At 35.7% G+C, this 24,014-nt stretch carries 15 protein-coding genes and 1 tRNA gene; 11 read left to right on the forward strand and 5 right to left on the reverse strand.

Going from position 1 to position 24,014, the window contains the following annotated elements:
• The first annotated feature begins 22 nt into the window (after positions 1-22).
• Positions 23-1,600, forward strand: coding sequence for a methionine--tRNA ligase (metG, locus tag ABWU38_RS01110; RefSeq protein WP_353272327.1), 1,578 nt, complete (start codon positions 23-25; stop codon positions 1,598-1,600).
• Here metG and ABWU38_RS01115 read toward each other — a convergent pair.
• Entirely contained in the window at positions 1,597-3,081 is a 1,485-nt protein-coding gene (locus ABWU38_RS01115; RefSeq protein ID WP_265016661.1) for a hypothetical protein, read from the reverse strand. The genes metG and ABWU38_RS01115 overlap by 4 nt on opposite strands.
• A gap of 124 nt (positions 3,082-3,205) precedes the next feature.
• The gene (locus tag ABWU38_RS01120; RefSeq protein ID WP_253309169.1) at positions 3,206-4,657 is read right to left on the reverse strand and encodes a replicative DNA helicase; all 1,452 of its coding nucleotides are present in this window, start codon (positions 4,655-4,657) and stop codon (positions 3,206-3,208) included.
• 107 nt (positions 4,658-4,764) lie between these two features.
• Here ABWU38_RS01120 and ABWU38_RS01125 point away from each other — a divergent pair.
• Together ABWU38_RS01125 and ABWU38_RS01130 are read left to right on the forward strand one after the other, a co-directional pair.
• Positions 4,765-4,847, forward strand: a tRNA-Leu gene (locus ABWU38_RS01125).
• Between the two features lie 24 nt (positions 4,848-4,871).
• Complete coding sequence (locus tag ABWU38_RS01130) at positions 4,872-5,468, forward strand: RDD family protein (protein ID WP_253309168.1); 597 nt, start codon at positions 4,872-4,874, stop codon at positions 5,466-5,468.
• Positions 5,469-5,501: 33 nt separating this feature from the next.
• Here ABWU38_RS01130 and ABWU38_RS01135 read toward each other — a convergent pair whose 3' ends face one another.
• Positions 5,502-7,037, reverse strand: coding sequence for a lysine--tRNA ligase (locus ABWU38_RS01135; RefSeq protein ID WP_265016662.1), 1,536 nt, complete (start codon positions 7,035-7,037; stop codon positions 5,502-5,504).
• 116 nt (positions 7,038-7,153) lie between these two features.
• On the opposite strand from ABWU38_RS01135, the gene ABWU38_RS01140 reads away from it, so the two are divergent.
• From ABWU38_RS01140 to rsmD, 8 genes are all read left to right on the forward strand, one after another.
• Positions 7,154-7,450 carry a type IV secretion system protein VirB3 gene (locus ABWU38_RS01140; protein WP_253307377.1) on the forward strand — a complete coding sequence of 99 codons (297 nt, stop codon included), beginning with the start codon at positions 7,154-7,156 and terminating at the stop codon, positions 7,448-7,450.
• A 9-nt stretch (positions 7,451-7,459) separates the two neighbouring features.
• Positions 7,460-9,865, forward strand: coding sequence for a VirB4 family type IV secretion/conjugal transfer ATPase (locus ABWU38_RS01145; protein WP_264688467.1), 2,406 nt, complete (start codon positions 7,460-7,462; stop codon positions 9,863-9,865).
• Positions 9,858-12,410, forward strand: coding sequence for a type IV secretion system protein (locus ABWU38_RS01150; protein WP_353272328.1), 2,553 nt, complete (start codon positions 9,858-9,860; stop codon positions 12,408-12,410). Before ABWU38_RS01145 ends, ABWU38_RS01150 begins: the two co-directional genes overlap by 8 nt.
• A 33-nt stretch (positions 12,411-12,443) precedes the next feature.
• A complete protein-coding gene (locus ABWU38_RS01155) occupies positions 12,444-14,843 on the forward strand; it encodes a type IV secretion system protein (protein WP_353272329.1) in 2,400 nt (799 codons plus the stop codon).
• Positions 14,840-17,833, forward strand: a complete 2,994-nt coding sequence (locus ABWU38_RS01160; protein ID WP_265045102.1) for a type IV secretion system protein — start codon at positions 14,840-14,842, stop codon at positions 17,831-17,833. Before ABWU38_RS01155 ends, ABWU38_RS01160 begins: the two co-directional genes overlap by 4 nt.
• A 90-nt stretch (positions 17,834-17,923) precedes the next feature.
• Positions 17,924-21,298, forward strand: a complete 3,375-nt coding sequence (locus tag ABWU38_RS01165) for a type IV secretion system protein (RefSeq protein ID WP_353272330.1) — start codon at positions 17,924-17,926, stop codon at positions 21,296-21,298.
• Positions 21,282-21,914, forward strand: a complete 633-nt coding sequence (locus ABWU38_RS01170) for a hypothetical protein (protein ID WP_253309160.1) — start codon at positions 21,282-21,284, stop codon at positions 21,912-21,914. Before ABWU38_RS01165 ends, ABWU38_RS01170 begins: the two co-directional genes overlap by 17 nt.
• A 120-nt stretch (positions 21,915-22,034) precedes the next feature.
• On the forward strand, positions 22,035-22,583 hold the full coding sequence (gene rsmD, locus ABWU38_RS01175; RefSeq protein WP_253309159.1) for a 16S rRNA (guanine(966)-N(2))-methyltransferase RsmD: 549 nt from the start codon (positions 22,035-22,037) through the stop codon (positions 22,581-22,583).
• Here the strand turns inward: rsmD and ABWU38_RS01180 are convergent.
• Both ABWU38_RS01180 and ABWU38_RS01185 read right to left on the reverse strand, forming a co-directional pair.
• Entirely contained in the window at positions 22,580-23,380 is an 801-nt protein-coding gene (locus ABWU38_RS01180; RefSeq protein WP_353272331.1) for a hypothetical protein, read from the reverse strand. The genes rsmD and ABWU38_RS01180 overlap by 4 nt on opposite strands.
• Positions 23,381-23,449: 69 nt before the next feature.
• Positions 23,450-23,881: a hypothetical protein gene (locus tag ABWU38_RS01185; protein WP_353272332.1), complete on the reverse strand. Its 432-nt coding sequence runs from the start codon at positions 23,879-23,881 to the stop codon at positions 23,450-23,452.
• Positions 23,882-24,014 lie beyond the last annotated feature (133 nt).

Raw genomic sequence — 24,014 nt, forward strand, 5'->3', positions numbered from 1 at the left:
ATTTTTATCAAAATGCTAAACCATGGATCGATTTGAGAGTTTTTACATCACCACGCCAATATATTACGTAAACGATAAGCCGCATATCGGTCATGCATACACTTCTCTCTTGTGTGACGTGGTGGCAAGGTTCATGAAACTAGCTGGGAAAAATGTCAAATTTACCACCGGTACAGATGAACATGGACAAAAAATAGAAAAAGCAGCTAAAGCAAAGGAAATGCAGCCAAAAGAATTTACAGATGAAGTGAGTGTTTCATTTAAAGAATTAGCTAAGTTCATGAATTTTGAGTATGACGATTTTATTCGCACTACGGAGGAACGTCATGAAAAAGCAGTGGTAGCTTTATGGAATAGGCTTGAAGAGAGAGGACAAATATATTTGGATTCCTATTCGGGTTGGTATTCAGTTCGTGATGAAGCATTTTATCAGGAATCAGAGCTGATAGATGGCAAAGCACCAACAGGTGCTGAGGTTGAATGGGTAAAAGAAGAGAGCTACTTTTTTCGTTTGTCGAATTGGCAGGATAAATTACTAGAACTATATGAAAATCAGCCAAATTTTATCTTTCCTGAGAGCAGAAAAAATGAAGTGGTATCGTTTGTAAGATCAGGGCTCATTGACCTCTCAATCTCTCGCACTAGTTTTAACTGGGGAATAAAAGTACCAGGTAATGACAAACACGTAATCTATGTCTGGATAGATGCATTAACCAATTATCTTACATCAATAGGTTTCCCTAGTACTGAAGGTGAAGAATATAAGAAGTTTTGGGCAGAACCAGAAATACAGATTCCAGTGTCAAGCACTGCAAACCTAGCTGACAACTCTTTCAACGTTCATGTAATCGGCAAAGACATATTGCGCTTTCATGCTGTGTATTGGCCAGCGATTCTCCTTGCAGCAGATTTGCCACTGCCAAAACAAATTGCAGTTCATGGTTGGTGGCTAAACGAAGGAGAAAAAATATCCAAGTCTCTTGGTAATGTCATAGATCCAATTGGCCTCGCTCAAGAGTTTGGTGTTGATCAACTACGCTATTTTCTCCTTCGAGAAGCAAGTTTTGGCCAGGATGGCAACTTTAGTAAGAAAAACATGATCAGCCGCATAAACTCAGAACTTGCAAACAATATAGGCAATTTAGTACAAAGAACAATTTCATTTTTACACAAGCAATGTTCTGGAATTGTACCAACAATCGATCAAAGCCTACTTAAAGGTGAAGAAAGTCTTCCAGGTTGCAAAGCTATACTCGATCAGGTGATGAATCACCTATCAAAGTATGAGTTTAACTATATCATACTTCTAATCATCAACATCTCTTCTGAAGCCAATGCTTATATAGATAAAAGTGCACCCTGGACACTAAGCAAAACTGACAGAGAGCGCATGAACTTAGTAATTTATAAGCTACTGGAATACATCAGGATAATTGGCACTTTATTGCAGCCAATTGTCCCGAGGTCAGCGGAAATGATACTCGATCAATTGCAAATTCCGAAAGAGCAACGAGGTTTAAAATCTTTGTGCGATACGTGCGTAAGTTCAGGCATTACGCTGCCTAAACCTACGCCGGTTTTTTTGAGGGTTGATGTTTAACTAAGGAAGCATTCAGGTAGCAACACATCATATTTATTACTTGTTGTAACTGTATACACTATAGGTTGTTCTACTCGTGCTTGTTTTCTTTTTCTTCTTGCGGCTCCACTCCTTTTATTTTTACCGCCTTCTTCCGTATTGTTTATGCTGTTGTCCCTTTGAAGATTTGGCTTTTGGTCTGCTTGCTCTTCTGGCTTTTGAGCTTCTTTATTTACAACCTCTTCTTGTGGTACATTAGCCAAGGTGTTTTTATGTTGAGCATGCAACAGATCAGTACCTAGTGCACAACTATTATAAACATTCTTACTATAAATACTTTGTACCCCACTCCAAAAGCTGGTAAACTTTCCTTTTACTGACTCACATAAATCAGAAATTCTTGACGGAACTTTTGCTTTACTGTTTTCATCTAACTGCTCTTTCAGGCTAGAAGTCTCAGTATCTTTTTCACCACCAGATTCTGCATCATAAAATATCTCCTGATCCTCAGAAAGACTCATTAAATACCTTTTAGCAGCATCAATACTTAAATGATCAGGTTGCTTAGGAACGTCGTTATCAATATTTAAATAATCCAAACTATTAGCTCGTTGCTTTTGCTCACTGGAAGAAACTGCAAGATCTAAGTAATCCAAACTAGTTAGTTCTTGCATACTAGGTTTAGATCCATCTTCACGCTTAAACTGCTCTTCCGAACTAGAAACCTTAGTACCATGAAATCTACTGTACAAGCTGCTTCCAACGCTGTTAAGTGCTCCTTTTGTATACTCAACTGATGTACCATAAACATTTTTTAATTTATTTCCAGCACTATTAAATTTCCCTTTTACATACTCAACTGATGTGCCATAAGCATTTTTCGCACTACCTACGACATTTTTTAAGTCATTCGCAACATCACTACGGCGCTGCTTAATAGTACTATGAACGCGCCCACTACTGTAGGCTTCTGCTACATATGCAAATACTTCTTGAGATGCTTCTTTGATATTCTTCATTGCTTGCGGAACAAAAGTTTTCTTGTGTTTAAGTTCTTCTATTTCTTTTTTTTGATTATCAATCTCCTCATTTTTTTTATTAATTTCAATTTTTTGCTTAGAATTTTCCTCCTCTTTAGCTTTTACTTCCGCTTCTTTTTTAGTCAGTTGGTCATTTTGCCCAGAAATTGTTTGCTTTTGAGCCTGTACTTTATCTTCTTCTTTAGCTAGTTGAGCATCTTTTTTAGATATTTCTTCTACTTTCTCAGTCAGTTGAACATCTTTCTCAGAAATAGTTTTATTCTTACTAATTGCTTTATACGAAAGTGCCATAGCTACAGCAGAAAATACAGCACCACCAATAATAAATGGCAGGCCAACACTTAATGCTGCAACAGGAGCTAAGAAACCAATATAAGGAGCTGCAGCAAACACTCCAGATGCTAATAAAGTTAAAGCAGCCAGAGTTCCAGCTATATAATAGGGTAAATTGTTTTTACTCATATGATTATTCCTCACGTATTGTAAAATATAATACCATATAAAAGGATTTAAAGGAAGTTGTCAAGCTAACTTTTTACATAAAAAAACAATTGATGAACTTGGGAACAAGAAGATTGCTGCCAAGCTACACACTATGCCTCTCCGTGTAATCTTTAAACGAACCTCTGTTAGAGTCAAAATATAGCTTCACACTGCCAATTGGCCCATTTCTCTGCTTTGCAATAACAAGCTCTGCAATATTTCTAATTTTTTCCATTTTTTCTTGCCACTCTCGATGTTTATTGCTTCCTTCACTTGGTTGCTTTCTCAATTCATAATATTCCTCTCTATAGAGGAACATCACTATATCTGCATCCTGCTCTATGCTTCCTGAATCACGCAAATCAGAAAGTTGTGGTTTTTTGTCGTCTCTCTGCTCAACAGAACGAGAGAGCTGAGATAGTGCAACAACGGGAATATTCAGCTCTTTTGCAATTGCTTTCAAACCCTGCGTCACTTCCGAGATTTCTTGTACTCTATTTTCATTACTTCTTTTTGTTGTTCCTCTGATTAGCTGCAAATAATCAATGAATACCACTTCTACATTATATAATTGATACAGCAAGCGTATTCTGGTGCGAAGGGCACTAATTGATAGCGCAGGGGTGTCATCTATGATGAAAGGCAGTTCAGATAATTCTGTACTAGCATTGATAAATTCATGCAATTCAAAATCACTAATTCTCCCGGTTAATGCCTTATAATAACTAATCCCTGAATCTATAGTGATCAGCCTTGCGGTTAATTGTTCTGCTGACATTTCAAGTGAGAAAAACGCTACATAATGTTGTTTATCTGCTCTTTTTTGCAACATCTTACAAGCATTAAGTGCGATGTTTAGCGCCAGTGCTGTTTTACCCATAGAAGGCCTTGCAGCTAAAATTAATAAATCAGATTTTTGTAGGCCACCAAGAAGCTGATTTAGATCTTGAAGTCCGGTTGTAACGCCCAGCGCTTCTGGATTATTTTTCAGTGTGCTGATCTTCTCAACTACGTCTTTAATTGAACTTGCAAGTTTTATATATGTTTTCTCACCTTGTTTTTTTACTGCTAAGTTGAACAATTTTGTCATTGCTTGTTCAATTTGCGCCTGTGCAGGATTTTCAATATCGTAGTTGTAGCTATCACCAACTATTTCTTGCCCGAGCTTAATTAAACATCTCCTTAAGTAAGTATCACGGATTATTCTAGTCAAACTATAGATATCAAGTGCAATACTTGCCTTTGCTGCAAGCTTTGCTAAGTACTCTACCCCACCACACTCGGTAAACGCTTGGTCGTTCTCAAAAAACATTTTGAGGCTTAGTTCATTGGCAACTATACCGTGTTTCCTGGTTTTGGATATCTGCGTAAAAATACTTTGATGTAATGGATCATAGAAATTTTCTGCTGTGATTGTGTCTTCAACTGCATCACAGATTCTATTATCACGAATCATTGCACCAATAAGCATCTGTTCAGCTTCTAAATTATGCGGTAATTTACATATTTCCTTATCTACACTTCTTGAACTGAGGAGACTAGCTAATTCATTCATTTTAAGTTTTGAGAGTAACTGTTGATTATTGTAGAATATTTAGTCCTCGTTTGAAAGACATATAAAATTTGACTAATTCCGTGTTGCCTATAGCATTAAAACTTAATGCCCCTGTGGTGGAATGGTAGACACGGCAGACTCAAAATCTGTTGCTTGCAAAAGCATGCTGGTTCAAGTCCGGCCAGGGGCACGTTAAATATTGGAAAGTATATATATGTTACATAAATTTTTTAATCGTTTATTTTCTATTTTTTCTTCTATAAATGTTATTCAAAAGGTAAAGAAAGATGAAAATGGGATATGTTATGTAACAGGACTTAGGCGCTATATATCAGTATTGCTTGATTTGATTATTATCGTTTTGTTCTTGCAGTTTTGCAGCCAAGCCTTAAATAAGCTCTTTATGAACTCAGAGGATAGCAAAATATTAAGTCAAATTGCTGCAAAATACCAAATGCAAGCGCCACTGTCTGCAGAAGAAAAGACAACGCAGAGTAGACTTATAAAATTACAAATCCTAAATCAAATAGTCCAATGCATTATGCTCTTTTGCTATGTAACATATATGTGGGTAAGGTTTGCTGCTACACCTGGAAAACTATTACTTGGGCTTAGAGTTGTGGATGCACAAACTTTCGAAAAGATGACCCTAAGACAAGCAACAAAGAGATTTTTTTCCTTTATATTGTCAGCTGCACCATTATTCTTGGGCTTTTTATGGTCAAATTTCAACAAACGCTGTCAAACTTGGCACGACAAGATCGCAGGCACAGTGGTTGTCACGAGTAAAAGCCTTAGAAGGCAGAACTAAAAACTAAAGAGCTCAAATGAAAGAAGGTAAACTCTACAGTATACATTTAGTAGCGCTTTCTATGAGAGAAATCGTATTATCTATTCCATAAAGCTTTATGAAAGATCCCATTCTTGGACCGGTTTTTTGGCCAAGTAACGTTTCATATAATAGCTGAAACCAGTCACGTAAGTTGGTATAATCATATTTTTTTCCAATAGAAAATACCTGAGATTGAATTTCTTCAGCAGTAACAGTTGTAGATAGAGAATGTAAAGTGTCCTTCAAATCTAGTAACGCTTCTTTCTCTTTTGCATTTGGAGTTTTATATGATTTTGTTGGTTTGATAAAATCGTGGTAATACTTTACTGCAAAGTCTGAAAGTCTATCAAGCATTTTATTATTTTCTGGTGTGACGCTTGGTGCATAAGTGGATATAAAACCCCAGAGAATCTCTTTGTTTTCAGCGTTACAAGCCGCCGCTAGGTTTAAAAGTAGCGTAAAATTTATACCTGAAGTTTCTATACTGGGAACTTCACCTTGATGAATATGCCATGCAGGATTATTTATATCTTTTTCTTTACTCTCATTATAGCACCTTACAAACTCTAGATACTCATCGGTTGATTTTGGTATCACATCAAAATATAAACGTTTAGCTTTTTTAGGACTCTGAAAAATATACAGTGATAAACTCTCCGTTGGTGCGTAAGTTAGCCACTCTTCAATCGAAATGCCATTTCCTCTTGATTTTGATATTTTCTTTCCTTCTTTATCAAGGAAAAGCTCGTAGCAAAACAGAAGTGGTGGCTTTTCTCCAAGTATTTCACATATTTGACTTGAAAGCACAGCAGATGGAGTTAAATCTTTTCCGTGAGCTTCATAATTTACTCCAAATGCGGCCCACCTCATTCCCCAATCAGGTTTCCATTGCAGTTTACATTTTCCTTTTGTCACTGGAACTTCTATTTTTTCCCCGTTTGGGTCTTCATACGTGATTGTTCCTTTATCTGTATTTGTTTCAATTACTGGAACTTGTAAAACTTGGGAAGTTTTTGGGCATATCGGCAAGAATGGACTGTAAGTCTGCTGCCTTTCTTCCCGAAATGATGGAAGCATTACGTCCATCACTTTATCATAATTTTTCAGCAGGAGTAAAAGTTTTTCATCGTAAACGCCAGATTTATAACACTCTGTTGCACTCCTAAATTCGTATTCAAATTCAAACAAATCAAGAAATTTACACAACAACGAATTCATGTGATGACCATAACTCTCATGAGTGCCAAATGGATCGGGTATCATAGTCAATGGTTTATTTAAGTGCTCCCTTAGCATCTCTTGATTTGGCACATTATCTGGTATTTTTCGCAAACCATCCATATCATCTGAAACTGCAATGATTTTGGTTTTTATACCAGGAGCTATTTTTTTTAATGCATTTACAACAACTGTAGTGCGGAAAACCTCTCCAAAGGTTCCTATGTGGGGTAAACCAGAGGGTCCATAACCAGTTTCAAATATTATTTCTTTTTTATTAGGAAACTCTTGCAATATTTTTTCTGCTTCTTGAAATGGCCAACTTGTCATTATCTGGGTTAAATTATTAATCAATGTATCTTAACTTAAAGTGCTACTAGTTTCAATGGATTTTTAATATAATGATATAGTATTAGTGTTAGAGCTATTATTAGAAGGTTAAAGATATGTCCACAGGTAGTATACAAACAGATCAATTATTTAAAGGTCTTACAAGACCTGCAATGCTCTTTGGTGTGAGTTATATGTTTGCAATATTAAACGTCCTGATTTGCCTGCTAATTTTCATTAATTCAAATGATTTGAGAGTGATTCTTTTAATGTTACCAGGTATACATGGACTTGGCTATATAGCTTCTGCAAAAGAACCTTTGTTTATTGAATTATTTATGGTAAAATTAGGAAAGTGCTCGAAATGTTTAAATCGTTTTTATCATGGAGCCAATTCTTATGATATTGCTTAATGTTGTGTGATGCTGAGGTTTAGGGCTATTCAATCAAAGAGTAAATCTACTCTGAGCAGGGAAGTTCACGCTGCTGAATTTATTCCTTATTCTTGCTATTGGAATAGCACAACCTTGATGACAAAAGAAAATTGGTTGGTTAAGGTTATAAAACTAAGTGGCTTTGCATTTGAAACCGCCGATGACGAGGATTTAGTAATACAAAATAATATCAGGAATCAGATGCTCAGAAGCATTTCATCTCCGGCATTTAGTTTGTATTTTCATACTATCAGACGTAAAAAAAATATTTTTTCTGATGAATTTGCAAGTCAAGGTTTGCCGAATTTTTTCGCTAATCACGTAAATCTAAAATGGAGAGAAAAACACGCAACAAGGCAATCATTTATTAATGACCTATACATTACGATTATCCGTAGAGCAGACACAAAAGGAGTAGAATTTTTGTCATATCTACTAAAAAAATTCGGACATGTAACTTCAAAACATGCTTGGGAAAGTGATATGCGTGCCACGTATGAAGATTTAGAGGAAACGACAAATCGTGTAGTGACAAGCCTTAGAAATTATTCGCCTAAAATTCTTGGAGTAAAAGAAACTCCAGATGGTTTGTTCTGCGAAATAATGGAGTTTCTATCTAGAATCGTAAATTGTGGCTTCGTTACAAATACGCTTTTTCCGCTAAGAACTGAAATATCAAGATACTTACCAGTACATAGGTTATTCTTTGGCCGTAAGATGATACAGGTTGTGACTCATAATGAGAGTAAATATGCTGGAGTAGTTAGTATCAAAGAATATGGAAATCATACTTCTGCAGGAATGCTTGATTCGTTTTTACAACTTCCTTACGAGTTTATAATTACGCAATCTTTTCAATTTATAAACAGGCAAATGGCGATTGGAAAAATGCAGATACAGCAAAATCGAATGATACAGTCTGCAGATAAAGCTATTTCTCAAATAGCAGAAATTTCTCAAGCGCTTGATGACGCAATGAGTGGTAAGATTGCATTTGGTCAACATCACCTGACTATTTTATGTATAGAAAAAAGTCCTAAATCATTGGATAACGCTCTGTCGTTGGTAGAATCAGAGCTTTCTAATTGCGGTGTTTACCCTGTCCGTGAGAGAGTTAACCTTGAACCAGCATTTTGGGCGCAAATTCCTGGTAATTTCGATTATATAGTGAGAAAAGCTACAATAAGTAGTCTTAATTTGGCTGGATTTGCATCTCAACATAATTATCCTACTGGTAATAAATTCAATAACCACTGGGGAGATGCCGTTACAGTTTTCGACACGACATCTGGTACTCCATTTTTTTTCAACTTTCATATAAGGGATGTTGGACACACTATGATAATTGGCCCAACTGGTGCTGGTAAAACTGTTTTAATGAATTTCTTATGTGCTCAAGCGATAAAATTTTCTCCAAGGATATTCTTTTTTGACAAAGATCGCGGTGCAGAGATTTTCTTAAGAGCACTTGGTGGTATCTATACTGTAATAGAACCAAGAACTAAAACAAATTTTAATCCTTTGCAACTTGATGACACCTCTGATAATAGAACATTTTTAATGGAGTGGATAAAGTCTTTAATTTCGGTATATAATGATAAATTTACTTCAGAAGATATTGCACGAATTAATGATGCAATTGAAGGAAATTTTAAATTAAGAAAAGAAGACAGGTTCTTGAGAAACCTTGTACCGTTTTTAGGACTTGCAGGTCCTGATACTCTAGCTGGGGCAATATCTATGTGGCATGATAATGGTTCTCATGCTGCAATATTTGACAATAAAGAAGATTTGCTAGATTTTTCACGAGCAAGAGTATTTGGTTTTGAGATGGCTAGCTTGCTCAAAGATCCTGTTGCCCTTGGACCAGTATTGATTTATTTATTTCATAGGATTAGTATATCTCTTGATGGCACTCCATCTATTATCGTTCTTGATGAGGCATGGGCATTAATAGATAATCCAGTTTTTGCACCCAAGATAAAAGACTGGTTGAAGGTACTGAGAAAACTAAATGCTTTTGTGATTTTTGCTACTCAGAGTGTTGAGGATGCAAGTAAAAGTGCTATTAGCGATACGCTTGTACAACAAACAGCGACACAGATTTTTTTACCAAATCTGAAAGCTACTAGTGTCTATCGGGATGTTTTTATGTTAACTGAACGTGAATATATATTAATTAAGCACACAGATCCGAGTACTAGATTCTTTTTGGTGAAACAAGGAGTTAATGCTGTGGTAGCTAGAATAGACTTAAAAGACTTAGATGATATAATCAACGTATTATCCGGACGTGCAGAAAGTGTTCTATTGTTACACGATATATTAAATGAAGTTGGGGACAACCCAAAAGTATGGTTGCCTATATTTTATCAGAAGGTAAAAAATGTTTAAGACTAAGCTGTCATTGCTATTAATTGCGATATTTTTACTAAATATAGACTTTTTACTCTCATATCCAGTGCTTGCAGATGGAGTAAGTGGTACTGACAAGACAGAATTTGTTAGCAGATTTAATTCCACTGGCAGCTTCAGTCGTGCCTCTAATCCTGATTGTGGGGCGTTTAAAACAGCTGCAGCACTTGCTGGAATAGCGATTGCTGTTGGCGCAATATTTACTGGCATTATCTTAATCGTCTCTTCTGCTGGTTTGTTTACCGCTCTTGTTATTGTTGGAATGATAGCTGCAATTGTTGGAGTCTGGAAAGCAATAGGGGGGCTTGTTGTTTGTGAACATAGTTTTGTTAAACACCCAGTTGCACGTGGTCATGATGGAAAATACAAAAATTTTAAAGAAGACACAGGTTATAGTGGCTGCACCAATAAAAATTACCAAACAGAAGATGAATATTTTTCTTGTTTGCAAGATAAAGCTCGGGAAGACGTGAACAAAAAAGACTATGACGGGAAAAGAGCAGAAAAAGAAGCCTTAAATTCTAACGTTCAGGAGAGTACAGAAAGTTATTACTGGCCAAAAAACGGTGTGCAATACAGTGAATATATAGAAATATGTCATCGAAATCCTTTAACTTTTGGTAATCTTTTTAACAAGAAAGACTTTGATTCCAGAGAAAAACCTGGATACATAGACTTTGATGTAAGGGAAAAAGATACTGGATATGTAGATGGGTCATGGTCCCCGACGGTCGATGGTGAGCTGAAATGTAAAGTTCTTAAAGCTGGGCAAAGCGAAACCATACATGGGTCAACATTTAAAGCAGTAAGAAAAATGGGCAGGTTGTGTGTGGAGCTGGGAAGTGTGAGCATGCTTGGTATCGAAATGACTCCTTGGCCGCAAGGGGTTGATATGGGGTGCACGGAATTGCCACCTGACCCACTTGCTCCTATGTGTGAAAAATCTATGATGACATTCAAAAATAAAGATGGTACAGGAGAGGAAAAAGTTTCTATTGGTAATAATGATGACTATAAAACTATTATCAGATCTAAAGAAAAAGGACTCAACGGACAAGGGGGGAAAATTTTTGTAGGTTATGATAATGCTGGCTGTTTTAGCTCGTATGTCTCTAAAGCTTGCTATAATCAGGCAGGAAGTAAATCATTAGCTCCTATTCCCATCACTTCTATGATAGTGCAATGCATTAAGGAATCGTTAGATAATTTAGTTGCAGGTATTGATTCAAGTGGCAGCCCACTTAAAGATAAAGATGGACATAACAAGGGCAGTTTCTTATCTGTAGCACAAAAGAGGTTGAAAAACACTGTAACTGCTGTTTTGGTTTTAGCTTTAATACTGTTCTCTATAAAAGCTATGTCTGGTGGAGTTCGCAGCCCACAAGAAATGTACATGTTGATTATTAAATTCGCTTTAGTGATTTACTTCACAACAGGCAGTACCATGTCTCATTATTATGGAGAATTAACTCGTCTCTCAAATGGTTTGTCAGAGATAGTGCTAAAAGCGTCATCTGAAAGTAAAGGCATATGTAATTATAAAGCAGGTACAGATTATGAATATACTCGTGAAGGAAAGAAGGTATCTTACAGTTATCTTGCACCTTGGGATAGGCTTGATTGTAGAATTTTATTTTATTTAGGTGCCCCTTTAGATGGAATTGGTGGCAAAATTGGTACTGGAGGTGTTGCAACGTTAGCAGTCTTGCTTGGTGCTGCTCCTGTCTTGTTAGTTGCAGGTTCGGTGATTGGTATTATTTTCGCTGGTGGACAAATTTTAGTAGCTCTTGTCTGTATATTTATGGCCGTTCTGATGATGATGGTTATTTTGTGGCTGTGCTATGTATTTATTTTATCTCTAGTTGCTTTAAGTGTAATTGTTATTCTATCACCTTTGTTTATTCCTATGGTTTTATTCCAACACACCAAAGGATATTTTGACGGCTGGGTGAAAGAGTTGATTACCTATAGCTTATACCCGGTTATCCTTTTTGCGTTTTTGTCCTTTATGTTCATAGCATGTGATAAAATATATTTTAAAAATTTGAAATTTGAATCGGATAAGCTATATGAAAAGAAACAAGCAGAAACCTCAGATAGTAAGAAAAAACAGTGGTTCAAATTGAAGGATGGTGAATGTGATAAAAATGAAACTACTCTTGCATGTATGATGCAAAATTATAGCTTTAAAAAGAGCAACATACTTGGTCTATTCTACTTTAAATACATGGAGTTTGGCAGCTCTCTCATCGGAGAGTTATTAAAGTTGTGTCTAGTGTTATTCCTCTTTTACCACTTTTTAAACATTCTTCCTAACATGGCTGCTGAACTTGCTGGTAACCATAGAGCATTACTCGGTTCTGGTAGTACACCTGGACAAATGGTGGGCAAAGCTTTATCTGCTGCCAAAGCCGCTGCTGGAGGTGTTGGTCAAGCTGCTGCTGCGGCTGTCAAGAAGGCAAGAGGTGGTGCTGGTGGAGGAGGTGGAGATAGTGGTAAAGGTTCCAGCGAAAAGATTAACTAAGGTGGCGGTGATGCTAGTTAAGGTAAGTAACAGATGCTTAAACGTTTAAGTAACCAAAACTTGGGTAAGCTATGCATAAGTTTTGTGGTACTTTTTTTATTGTCTGGATGCGGGGAGGATCACTGTATTAAGCCAGAAAATTTATCAGGTTTGCGTGAAAAACTAGATATAGTGTCAACAGAGCAGAAGTGGGTTGATTCTGGTGTTTACATCTCAGATGGGATAAGAAGCGTAACAGAGATTAATATAGTGCCTAGTAAGGTTAATTTTTGTCCTAAGCAGTATGCAGATTTTGCAATTAGGCCTGGGAGAAATGACGTTACATTACCATTTGCACTTAAAAAAGACGATACGATAAGCTTTAGTGTTATTGGAAGTAAAGTGTGTAAAGATAAAGAGAGTGAGACAAAAATCAGGTATGTGAAAATCGATGAAAAGTGTAGCGAGCAAGAAACGGAACATTTTGCACATGTTTTAAATCAAGAAGAATGTCAAGGTAGTATTCAAGATGGAATATGTCCTAATAAATATATAATAGGCGATGCGCAATGGTTGAATGGAAAAGAGTACTGGTTTTCGAAGTTAGATCAAGATGAAAAAAAGATTAAAAATATCATCAATTCTATAAAACAAGGAGAAAATATAGACTGTAGGAGCCTTTCAGATAGCAGCGCAAGCGAAATAGATACGCGCATTTTGAATTTACTCTGCGGACGTATATGTAAATTTCCTTCCGGCAGCGGAAACAAAGGTTGCGCATATATTGAATACAATAGTGTAGAAGGTGAGATATCCCGGTCTGATGTTGAAGCTATTAGTAAAATACTAAAAGAAAAACAGATAAAAACTGGCATTACACTTTTGAAAATTCACATGGATGGTGAAGATTTTGAATACATTCCAACAGGTGGCATATGTACTAACTGTGATTATAAGATAGAAAAATACCATCGAACACCAAGTTTAACTTTTAGTTTATGTAGTAGAAATGACGAGCACTGCTACGATAGAAATGACAAAGGTGGTTTCAACATAAGAGTAACAAAGAACCATAGCCTAAAAAATAACTTATATATACGTGTTTCTGATAAATTCCCTGACCATAAGCCTGGTGAAGACCAAGCGGATATATCTGTGGATATTAGCCAAGTTCATGACGTTCAATACATGGAAAGCTTAAAAGAAAAGTTAAAAGACAAAACAGGCACCATATATTACGGAATAAGAGACCATGGCTGCGATTACAAAAATGAAGGTCAGTTTAGCATTAACCTAACAACTAAAGAGCCACCTACAAGAACTTTTAGTGCAATCTATAATTTTTTTGACGAAAAAGTAAAAACTGCATTTTTTGGTTCCAGCTATAAAGACTCCAACGCGATTCACTCTGATACTAGTCCTGTAAAGCATCTTTACGAAAGTTTTCTAAAATCAAGCAAAACAAATATCATTAGATCTACGATAATATCGCTGTTAGTATTATACATAATCTTATATACCCTTTACTACTTTTTTGGATTAACTCATATTTCTATATATGAGTTTCTAATTATATGCGTAAAGATAGGAGTTATTACCCAGCTGCTGCAGGACAGCAGTTGGAATTTTTTTTATAACAATGCATTTTCTATTTTTATTAACACCCCAAAACAGTTAATAGAAATAGCAAATTTCAGAGGCACTACTTCAAATGTTTTTGAGTTTCTTGATTTGCCGTTAAATAGATTTCTGTCATCGCATTCAGTATTGTTAATAGTATCTCTTATATTTTCTGGCCCTTTGGGCATTGTATCTTTTTGCTTGGTGATTTGGGGTTTAATCACAGTGAGCTTATCTATTTTTAATGCCTTATTTTCTTTTATTACATCTATAGCAATAGTTGCGTTATTGCTTTCTTTAGCACCTATTTTTATTATTTGTCTTTTATTTGCGTATACTAGGCAGATGTTTCACAACTGGGTTAAAAATTTAGCAAGATTTGCGATTCATCCAGTAGTGCTTTTAATTTTTATATCACTGATAAGTCAGGTTATGGATTATATCATATATTCAGTATTTGATTTTGAAGTCTGCTCTACGTGTATACTTAGTATTAACCTAAAGATTTTTAACCCTTGTATCTTCTATGGTTATGCTTCCAAATATACACCTAATATTACCGCTATGATGGCTTTTGTTATTTTGGGACACGCTATGAAAGCTTTAGTTAAAGCTTCTTCGGCAATATCTGACTCGTTGTTTGGTGCTTATGTGCAAAACGAACCTGGAAAAGAATATCAACAAAGCTTAATGGGAACAGTAGGGTTAGATGAACAAAGCGTTCAAAGAAGAGGAGGAGGTACTTTTCAACAGTCAGGTGCGTCAAGACCTCAAATACCACAAGGGACTCAAAGGTCAACGCCTCAGATACCACAACCAGGAAGACAGCAATGATAAGTAAAAGATCACTATTATTGATACTGTGTCTTGCAATCACTGGTTGTACTATGGAGTGTGTTGAGCCTGGGTTGCAGAGCAGAAACACCAGCGTTAATGTGGATGTTCCAGTTCATAAAGCAGATGAAGGAGTTAAAATTCATTGGGTTGATTCTGGTCAGATAATTAGCAAGGGTGAGGAAATCAAATTCACCCTCGATGGATCAGTAAATTTTTGCCCTTTTAAAGAAGACAAAAATCCAAGGAAAGTACTTGTGCCAGCTAGCTTTTGTGCTGATGGCTCAGAACCAAATTATAGTAAAGCTGCAAATATTAACGATGTGCCTAATAATTATGGCGTAAATGAAAACGAATTGTGCGGCGGTAAAGAATTTGGCAGCAATAGACGTTATGTAGACACTGGAATAAAAGTAAGTCCTGGTGACAGGTTAAGCTTTAGCTTAGTTCCCAGAAAAATAACAATTGATTATGACAATCCAGAAGGGAAAGGCATCAATTTTGATGATAATTGTTATAAAGCTGTAGAAAATGACCGTAAGGAAACTGTATATAAGAAAGCTACAGTGAGTGAAGTACATCAGGGGGGAGAGTTTTTTTGTGATGGTAAAGATGGTACAAAAAATGAAATACAATTTTTACCTCTTGATAAAACAAAAGCAAAGGAAAGCAAAGTGCTAGTTGGCAATGGTTACACCCCATATGATAATAAGGTACATTTTAATAAAGGTTATATTCAAGACAACGAACCATGGATATATGGCTCGCTACTCGATTTACGCCGCGCTAAAATAGGATTGAACGAATTATGTGATGGAAAAAACTGCGATTCTAACGAGGTGAAAAAGTACAGCTCTTATGAGCTTAATTGTTACTATCAGAACGTGTGCTATACCGAGAAGGGTATATGGAATTATACATATAAAGACAAAGAACGGAACTGTGTCTCTTCTATAAGGTATAGCAAATATGATAAAGGAAATAAATGTGACATGTATTCTCACCTTAAAGGAGTTGAAGATAAGCTTAAGAGGATAGAAGAAAATAAAGGGGGTCCCATGCAGATTAACGTTGATTTTACATCAAACACTGAAGAAGATATCTCATGGGCTGAGGCTCTTGTTGCAAAAATTGGTGATCTTGGTGATCAAGATACTGCTAAAGGTATTCAATGTCTTCCAAAGGAAAGGGGTGCAAAAGGGGATAATGTGTGTTCACAAATTAAAGATGAATTTGGAGATTTTTCTCTGAAATTAAATCATGACTATCCAATAGGAAGTGTAACACCTGGTAGCAGTGTGATGCTTGCCATTGCAGATTATGATCATTATGGAGCTAATAGGGGTGGGTACCATGTTAAAGTGACTAGATCATGTGAATATATTAATGGCGAAAAACTGTATGTGTATTTGGGTGATGAGCCACCTAAAGATTTGCATGGTGTGGGAACTAATGATTTCAAAGTGGTAGGAGTGAGAGAAAGAGTAGACGGAAAAGATGAGTACACTATATTAGATGTAATAAGCGGAAAACACTTTCAGAACGAAGAATCTAAGAAGATATATTTTGGTATTGATGTAAGCAACGTAGAGAGAGATGACATTACGGACAAAAATGGCAAATATTACGAAAACAATAAGTATAGTGTAACTTTATTTGTCAAAAGAAAAATTAATGATTTTATTTCATCAAATATAAACAAGATATTTGGTTTTATGAAAAAAGAAGTAATTGGTGACAGCGTTAAAGATTCATACAAAGGATATGCAAGAGGTCTTCTTCAAGGAGTAAGAGCTTTGCTTACTCTATACGTTATATTTACTGTCGTTGGCTATATGCTTGGAACAATACAGCTAAGTAAATTTGATTTCATTGTAAGAATGTTCAAGATAGCATTTATAGCTTTTGCCTTTAGCGATAGAAGCTGGGAACTTTTTGGTACAACTTTATCCAGACTTTTTATAGATGGTAGCACTTATTTAGTTGATAGCTTTTCTGGCTATATAGGGGAAGGGGGGAGAAAATTTGCATTCTTAGACTTGACAGCAGGAATATTATTCACAGCAGAAACTTGGTTAAAGTTTTTATCGTTGATGCTCTCTGGTCCTTTTGGCTTTATTGCATTTTTGGCAATACTCTACGCTACTTTTGCGTTTTTAAAATGCATTATTAGCGCTACGTTTAAATATGTAATATCTACTGTTCTAGTAGCGTTTTTACTGTCATTAACACCTTTGTTTATCGTGTTTATTTTATTTCAACAGACTAAACCCTTGTTTGATAACTGGATAAAAACGCTGGCTCACGTTGCAGTACAACCAGTTATTTTATTTTCATCTTTATCTCTTTTAAATCAGTTGATGTATTCAGTTCTATACAATCTCACAAATTTTTCTGCATGCTATCAATGTTTAATTAGCGTAAATTTCTTATCGTATGATCTGTGCTTGATGAAATCAATACTGCCTCTTGGATACAGTCCTGGCACTAATGTTGATGTTGCACTCAGTACCGGAGAAAGGGCTGGTGGGCACTTTGCAGCGTTGCCCATAGATCTGATCCAAGCATTTATGTACTTAATTATTGCTAATGCAATGGAAGCTTTTGTTACTATATCAGAAACTATGGCACAAGCACTATTCAGCTCTGGTTGGGGAGTTGCTGGCAGTGTTCGTCAAGTTGCCACAAGCGCATCACAAGCTATACTGTCAACTGTTGGCCTTGATAATAACACCCAAGGTATGATACAGAACATTAGGCAACAAGTGGGTAAAGATCGGACGGAAGTTGACGTGAAGGATAATTCCATGAGCCCTAAATCTGAAATACCAGAACAATCAGGTAAGCAAGAAGGTCCTGATAAAAAGGAGAGGGGGAGCTCTAAACCTGAAGCACCAAAACAATCAGGTCAGCAAAAAAATCCTGATGAAACAATAAGAAGTGATCCTAGTGATAAAGCTAAAAACAAGGAAGGAAATGGAGAGAAGTAAGATATGAATGATGTTATGGAGTAACTAATTAAAAAGATATTTTAAGTAAAGTTTTAGAAATTTATTTCTATATTTGGAAAAAGTTTAGATATGCAATCACGCTTAGGCAAATGTTGGTTTAGGGTATTACTTCTTGCAGCTTATGTGCTGATCACAGGTTGTAGTAAGAACGATATGCCTTTCCCAAGGTGCATATCTGCCGATTATTTTGGTCCTGAACCTATTGCAGTAAGCGCTCATTTTACAAACGATCACGATGCGTTTATTCCAGAAGATGGAGAAGTTATTGATCCTGAAACTGGCGAAATTAATTATGGTTTTCACCATAACCAAGTGGTGAAGTGGGAGGATACCGGACTCGAAACCAATGGAGATAGTTTAAGAGTGCGAGTTAATGGTGCATGGACATCTTGGAGCAATAATAACAAGAAGGAATCTAAAAAAGGCAGTTATACCTTACAAAGCTTGGAGCAGTTAAAATATGCAACTAAATTTGAAGGCAAGTCAGGTGATAATAGTCTACCTGACTTTCACTTAGTTTGTAATGATTATAAACCTAGCATACAAAAATTTTCAAGTAAGCCTAATGCAAGTTGCACTGTAAATTGCAAGTGCATTAATGAAGATGATAGCGCAAATACAGTATCACGTGGTGCTCCATGCTGGTTTACCAATGGTCATGGTGCTTATCTTTTGTTTCAAACGGGGAAAGATGATCCTAACGAAAATCTAAAGTTAATGCGCGATCCTCAATATCCTACTGTACATCTAGGTTATAACTCCACAGCAGAGGGCGCCAATGGACTTTTTACTTTAGACAGAGATAGCACTGAATTAAAGGACAGAAATTGTAATGAGTTGAAGTTAGAAAAGGGATGGAAAATATATGTAAAAATATTAGATAGATATTACTTAGATAATGTAGGTGGCTACTCTTTTGAGTTTTTGTATGGAGTACAAAAACCAGGTACCTTTGGATTTTTCAATGAAGTTTATCATTATCTAAAAGACACTTTATTGATCTCACCTAATAAAGATTGTAAAGGTAGTGAGTGTGCGGCTGCGCAAACTATGTTTGAGAATATAGTTAAAAAAGGTTCAAGTTTTCACAATTTTGTTCTTTCCTTGCTTGTTCTATTTGTAATGATTTCATCGCTTCTTTATCTTTTTGGCATGATACGAGAAACTAAGCATGATATGCTCATCAGAATGATGAAAATCACTCTAGTAATAGTGCTTATATCTCCTGGAAGTTTTAGATTTTTCTATGATCATTTTCTCGTTCTATTCGTTAAAGGTCTTGAACAACTGATAAGTATAATTACTAATTTTGCTCCCAACATGAACACCGGAAGTATTGCTCAAGGAGATGAAGCTAAGTTGTTTAAGTTCATGGAGGACATGTTCAATAAGTTTTTTGCTTATTCTGTTTGGAAAAAGTTTGCAGCGTTTTTACATTACCAAATGTGGGCAAGCTTACTTATGATACCAGCAATTTTCATAGGGATAGTTTTATATTTCTTGCTGTGCTTATATGCTTACATAATATTTCTCTCTGGTTTTATGGGTATAGCTTTTCTTATAGCTATCATGCCATTGTTCCTGATCTCTATTTTATTTTCACCGCTGAAAAGTCTGTTTGAAGGTTGGATAAAATTCTGCATCAGCTTTTGTTTACAGTCGATTATGATATTTGCTCTCTTGTCATTACTGGCTTCCATTATAATGAATACCTTTTATAGGCAGTTAGGTTTTACTGTATGCTACAATAAATGGTTTGAGGTAAGGTTATGTGCTCCAAAATGGGTGTTTGGCGGTTTTTGTATCGTTGATAAGCAGTACTTTGGTTGGACCCCAGGGCAAATTTTCGTACCTTACACTCTTGGAGAAGCTTCTCCGCTGAACGTAGATAAGAACATAGAAGGTATAGAAAAGATAAGCAGAGAAGGTGGTACAATAAAATTTACTGGAGGCGCTGGATATATCCTGCTTCCACCGGATTACATTGAAAAAGGTTTTCGTTATATAGATTATCCTTTCTTTAATCCAATTCCTGGTACTAAAAGGAATCCAGCAGACCACTATATTGCGGAAAGTGATATAGTAGTGGATAATAACTGTAGTGCAAAGGATCTAGTACGCTTAACAAATAGTTTATCTCATGCATCAGAGAGGGCTAACATTATATTACTGATCAACAATATAGACAAAGAGATAGGTGGTATGAATAGTAAAATAACAGAGCTTTACTGTCAACCTCAGCAAGATGAAGAAAAATGTAAAAATTATAGGAAAATAGTGGATGACTACAGAAAAGGTACCATAAGACCAGATCTTAAAAGAGAGATAAAGTCTTTGGTGCAGGATGTTATTAGACGAGAGCCACATTGCCAATTACAGGATTTGCACAAATTATATAGGGATCCCAACAGTGAATACTGTCAGAAATGTAAAGATTGTGAGGATTGCAAAAATTATCAAGAAAATAGCGATTACCAAAGGGTGCAAGACATACAGAGGGGCTATTTAATCAATGCGGGGGAAATCTTTGTATTATTCTTGCTCTCATTCTTAATGTTCTCCTTACGTGAGTTTGTGCAACAAATGGGCTCAAGTATTGCCGGTGGTGGATACAGCGTTTACAGCATATCTAGCATGTATCATGCGTCACCTTTAGCTGGTGTAGCAGAAGGATTAAAGCAGAAGTGGCAAGATTTTGCTGGTGGAAAACTAGAGTCTTTAGGCAGTTGGGCTACTCATTTACCAGACAGATTAGCCGGAGGTACAGCTAATCTACTGGGTAGGATACCAAGAGTTGGAGGTGTACTGAAACATGCTATTGATGCGCCACGTAAACTTGTAAATGCTACTATTGAAGCAACAAAATTTGTGACATCGCCTGAAAATGACATTGATAAGCTTGAGGAAAAAATTTACAGGGCATTTGGAGTTGATAAAGAAGATATTACACATAGAAGGATTGGTAAATATTTAGATTATTATAAAGGATATGTAGGGTCACATTTGGGCTATACAATAGAAGATGCTATGAAGTTTACTTGGGAGCATGGCCTTGATTCTATAGGAGTTAGCCACCGTACAGGAGAAAAAGATGGTTACCAAGGTAATCTGCTCTGTAGAGCAAAATCGCATAGGCGAGATTTCTTAGAAAAACTTCATGATTACACTATCGGACGTAAGAGAGAACCAGAAAAAGACAAGCTTGATCAACCACTAAAGGAAAATAAGTCTGATCAATCAAATGAATTAGCACGAGAGTTAGGCACAGAAAAATACACTAATACTCCGGAAGATATAGAAAAACGTGCTGAAAGAGCTAGAAGAAAAAAAGAAAGAGATCAAGAAGGCGAAAATTACGACACCTCATTACTTTTTGGAGAAGATACAGAACGTGAGAATAATGAAAGGGCTGATAACAGGGGTGATAATGACGAAGAATCATAACTTTAAAGGATTAAATTATTATGGTCTGCAGCAAGACGGTGATGGTAATATAAAGTTAAATGACTACGATGACATTTTAAATGCGCGTAGGGCAAGAGTAGATCTACTATTAGACAACACACTAGACAACAATATCGACCTCACTAAATTAAATAAAGCTTTGAGTGAGAAATTTGTAGATAATCATAGTTTATTGTCTGAATTTGATAAGGAAGACAAAGAGATTGCACAAGAAAGGCTTAAGGTGTTTAATATTTTAGACAATCTTGATAATCTTGCAAACATTAAAAGTGAAGATCTATTAGAGGTTAGTTTATTACTATCAGATCTTAGCTTCGTAGAGAGAAATGTTGTACTGAATACCGATCAGAATTCCAATTTAGTAGGATTTAAAAACCTATTTGTTGAAAAAAAAGCATCTGGCGAAGAGTATAGTGATGAAGAATGTAAAAGCTTTCTCGATAACATAGATAAAATTAATACTATAATTAAGCTGGAGTTAGAAAGCAGAATTGAAGGGATAAATCATGATGAAAGAAATGATTATGGTGGTTTACAAGATGAGATTGGTCAAGCAATTAATGCAGTAGGCAAATCAGAAAAAAATAACGGATGAGTTTTGTGTTTGTGTTTTTCTTACAAGCGACTCGATAGCTTCTCTCTATTAAACTGCTAAAGCCATATTGACATTAATCATATAGTATTAAATAATTAGTTATTTTGGAGCTTATTTAGTATGCTACGCATCATTGCAGGCAAATATCGCGGAAGAAAAATAACTACAGGTAAGCATTTAGCTGCACGACCAACTATGAGTGTTGTCCGAGAAGCAATATTTAGTATACTTTCCTCAAGAAAACCTATTTATAACTTGAATGTACTTGATTTATTCTGCGGAAGTGGCTCTTTTTCATTTGAAGCACTTTCTCGCGGCGCTAAACATGCATTCATGGTGGATTCAGATTATTACAATTTGCAACTGCCTAAAAAAACAGCAGAAGATTTTGGAATTACGAACAATGTCACGCTAATTTGTTGCAGTGCTAACAAATTGCCACAACCTATTTCAAAGTGCGATGTAGTTTTTATAGACCCACCTTACAATAGCAATCTAGTTGAATCAACGTTGAATGGACTAGCTCACTCAGGCTGGTTAAGTGATGATGCATTGATAATTCTAGAGATTAGGAAAAACGAAGGTTTTGAGTGCAATAAAAACTTCAGTATAATCTTGGAACGTACCTACGGTATAGCAAGAATAATTTTTCTTTCTCTATTAACTTAAACTTGTATATGCTTTTCATTGATGGGTTTCAGTTCTATTTCCGTCAAGCTTCCAAAGATACTACTTTTACAGTAGTCTTTTAGCTTAAAATTTCTATTAAATTTACCTTTCAACAAATACTTATGTGCTTTTTCAATAAATTTATTTTCTTTTTCTTCGTAACTGGTGTATTTTGTTATATCATCATTATCCTCACGATAAACTAAATGTTCTTTATGATCAGCATGAATATTTTTGCTCTTACACTCCGTGTTTTGAGGATCGTGTTCAAGTACTATATTCCATCTAAACCATTCAGATGTGTCAGATGTGGATGAATCTGGAAGTTTACCAACGAGTTGTGCTTCCTGTGGAATTACAGTATCGCCTTTCCTGCCAGCAATTAATACAGGGCATTTTGTATTCTCTATAATCTCTCGTGAATTAAATTCCAATCCGCAACGATTAAACCAAAAATTCAAGAATTTTGCAGGAAGCCGTCTCATGAAAAAATTCCCTATCCCATGAGGAAAGTTATTAGTTGCATCCTTAAGTGAGCTATAAGAATTACTATGAATTAATGTTAAATAGATACCTTGTTTTTCAAATCTTTTTAAAACTTCTGCTGCAATTCCTCCTCCAAGAGAGTTAGTATCCAAAATTATATTGTTTGGATGCACACCTTTTACAAGTAACATGTTTACCATTGCCATTCCAGCTTGAACTAACTTTTCACCGTTTGTTAGAAATTCATATAGCGCTACAATTTTCTTTCTTTCCAAGAGGAACTCTATAATATCCTCTATATCTTTTTCCAACTCTTGATCACAAGCTTCTGCATCTCTTTTCGAATCTTTATCTATAAGTTCTTTTTTATAACGCTTTATCTACTCAGGGCTGACTTCATTTTCTAAAAAGCTTTTAATTCTGTGTACTACAAATCTCTTCTTAATAAAGTCAAAAAGCATCCATAGGCAAAGTACGATAAAACATATGGTAGCCAAAATTGATAGCACTACTGATGCAAAAGCTAACCCTGTAAGTACCTTTTTTGATTTTTGATTCTGGTATGCCAAGTATAACGACACAATAGAAGCAGTGGACAATATAGCAGAACATAACCATAGTGAGATTATTCTCCTATTGAATTTTTTTTCTTCAGCATTTAATTCTTCTTGAAAGAATCTTGGATTAACAATTCTAGAGAAATAGGGATAGTCAAAATAATGCTTAACTAACTTACTTTCTTGTCCCTTAAGTGGATTTTTACCACGAGCATTAACCTTAATACACCCAAGTACTCCAAAAAAGTTTATCACGTGTTTTGTATTTTTTTCTGGCTTGATATCACTATTGGTATGATAAATAACTTTCATTTTATCGTTAATGAATATTTAGTTATTTTAACATAAAGATCAAAAAAAAACAAGAGAATATAAATATGAATAACCA

This window comes from Wolbachia endosymbiont (group A) of Urophora cardui, assembly GCF_964028435.1.
In the GTDB taxonomy this organism is placed as follows: Bacteria; Pseudomonadota; Alphaproteobacteria; order Rickettsiales; family Anaplasmataceae; genus Wolbachia.

Coding starts and splice junctions, on each gene's coding strand:
- ABWU38_RS01160 (WP_265045102.1), top strand. CDS start 14,840: ATGATAAGTAAAAGATCACTATTATTGATACTGTGTCTTGCAATCACT.
- ABWU38_RS01130 (WP_253309168.1), top strand. CDS start 4,872: ATGTTACATAAATTTTTTAATCGTTTATTTTCTATTTTTTCTTCTATA.
- ABWU38_RS01115 (WP_265016661.1), bottom strand. CDS start 3,081: ATGAGTAAAAACAATTTACCCTATTATATAGCTGGAACTCTGGCTGCT.
- rsmD (WP_253309159.1), top strand. CDS start 22,035: ATGCTACGCATCATTGCAGGCAAATATCGCGGAAGAAAAATAACTACA.
- ABWU38_RS01135 (WP_265016662.1), bottom strand. CDS start 7,037: ATGACAAGTTGGCCATTTCAAGAAGCAGAAAAAATATTGCAAGAGTTT.
- metG (WP_353272327.1), top strand. CDS start 23: ATGGATCGATTTGAGAGTTTTTACATCACCACGCCAATATATTACGTA.
- ABWU38_RS01165 (WP_353272330.1), top strand. CDS start 17,924: ATGCAATCACGCTTAGGCAAATGTTGGTTTAGGGTATTACTTCTTGCA.
- ABWU38_RS01150 (WP_353272328.1), top strand. CDS start 9,858: ATGTTTAAGACTAAGCTGTCATTGCTATTAATTGCGATATTTTTACTA.
- ABWU38_RS01145 (WP_264688467.1), top strand. CDS start 7,460: ATGCTGAGGTTTAGGGCTATTCAATCAAAGAGTAAATCTACTCTGAGC.
- ABWU38_RS01120 (WP_253309169.1), bottom strand. CDS start 4,657: ATGAATGAATTAGCTAGTCTCCTCAGTTCAAGAAGTGTAGATAAGGAA.
- ABWU38_RS01140 (WP_253307377.1), top strand. CDS start 7,154: ATGTCCACAGGTAGTATACAAACAGATCAATTATTTAAAGGTCTTACA.
- ABWU38_RS01170 (WP_253309160.1), top strand. CDS start 21,282: ATGACGAAGAATCATAACTTTAAAGGATTAAATTATTATGGTCTGCAG.
- ABWU38_RS01155 (WP_353272329.1), top strand. CDS start 12,444: ATGCTTAAACGTTTAAGTAACCAAAACTTGGGTAAGCTATGCATAAGT.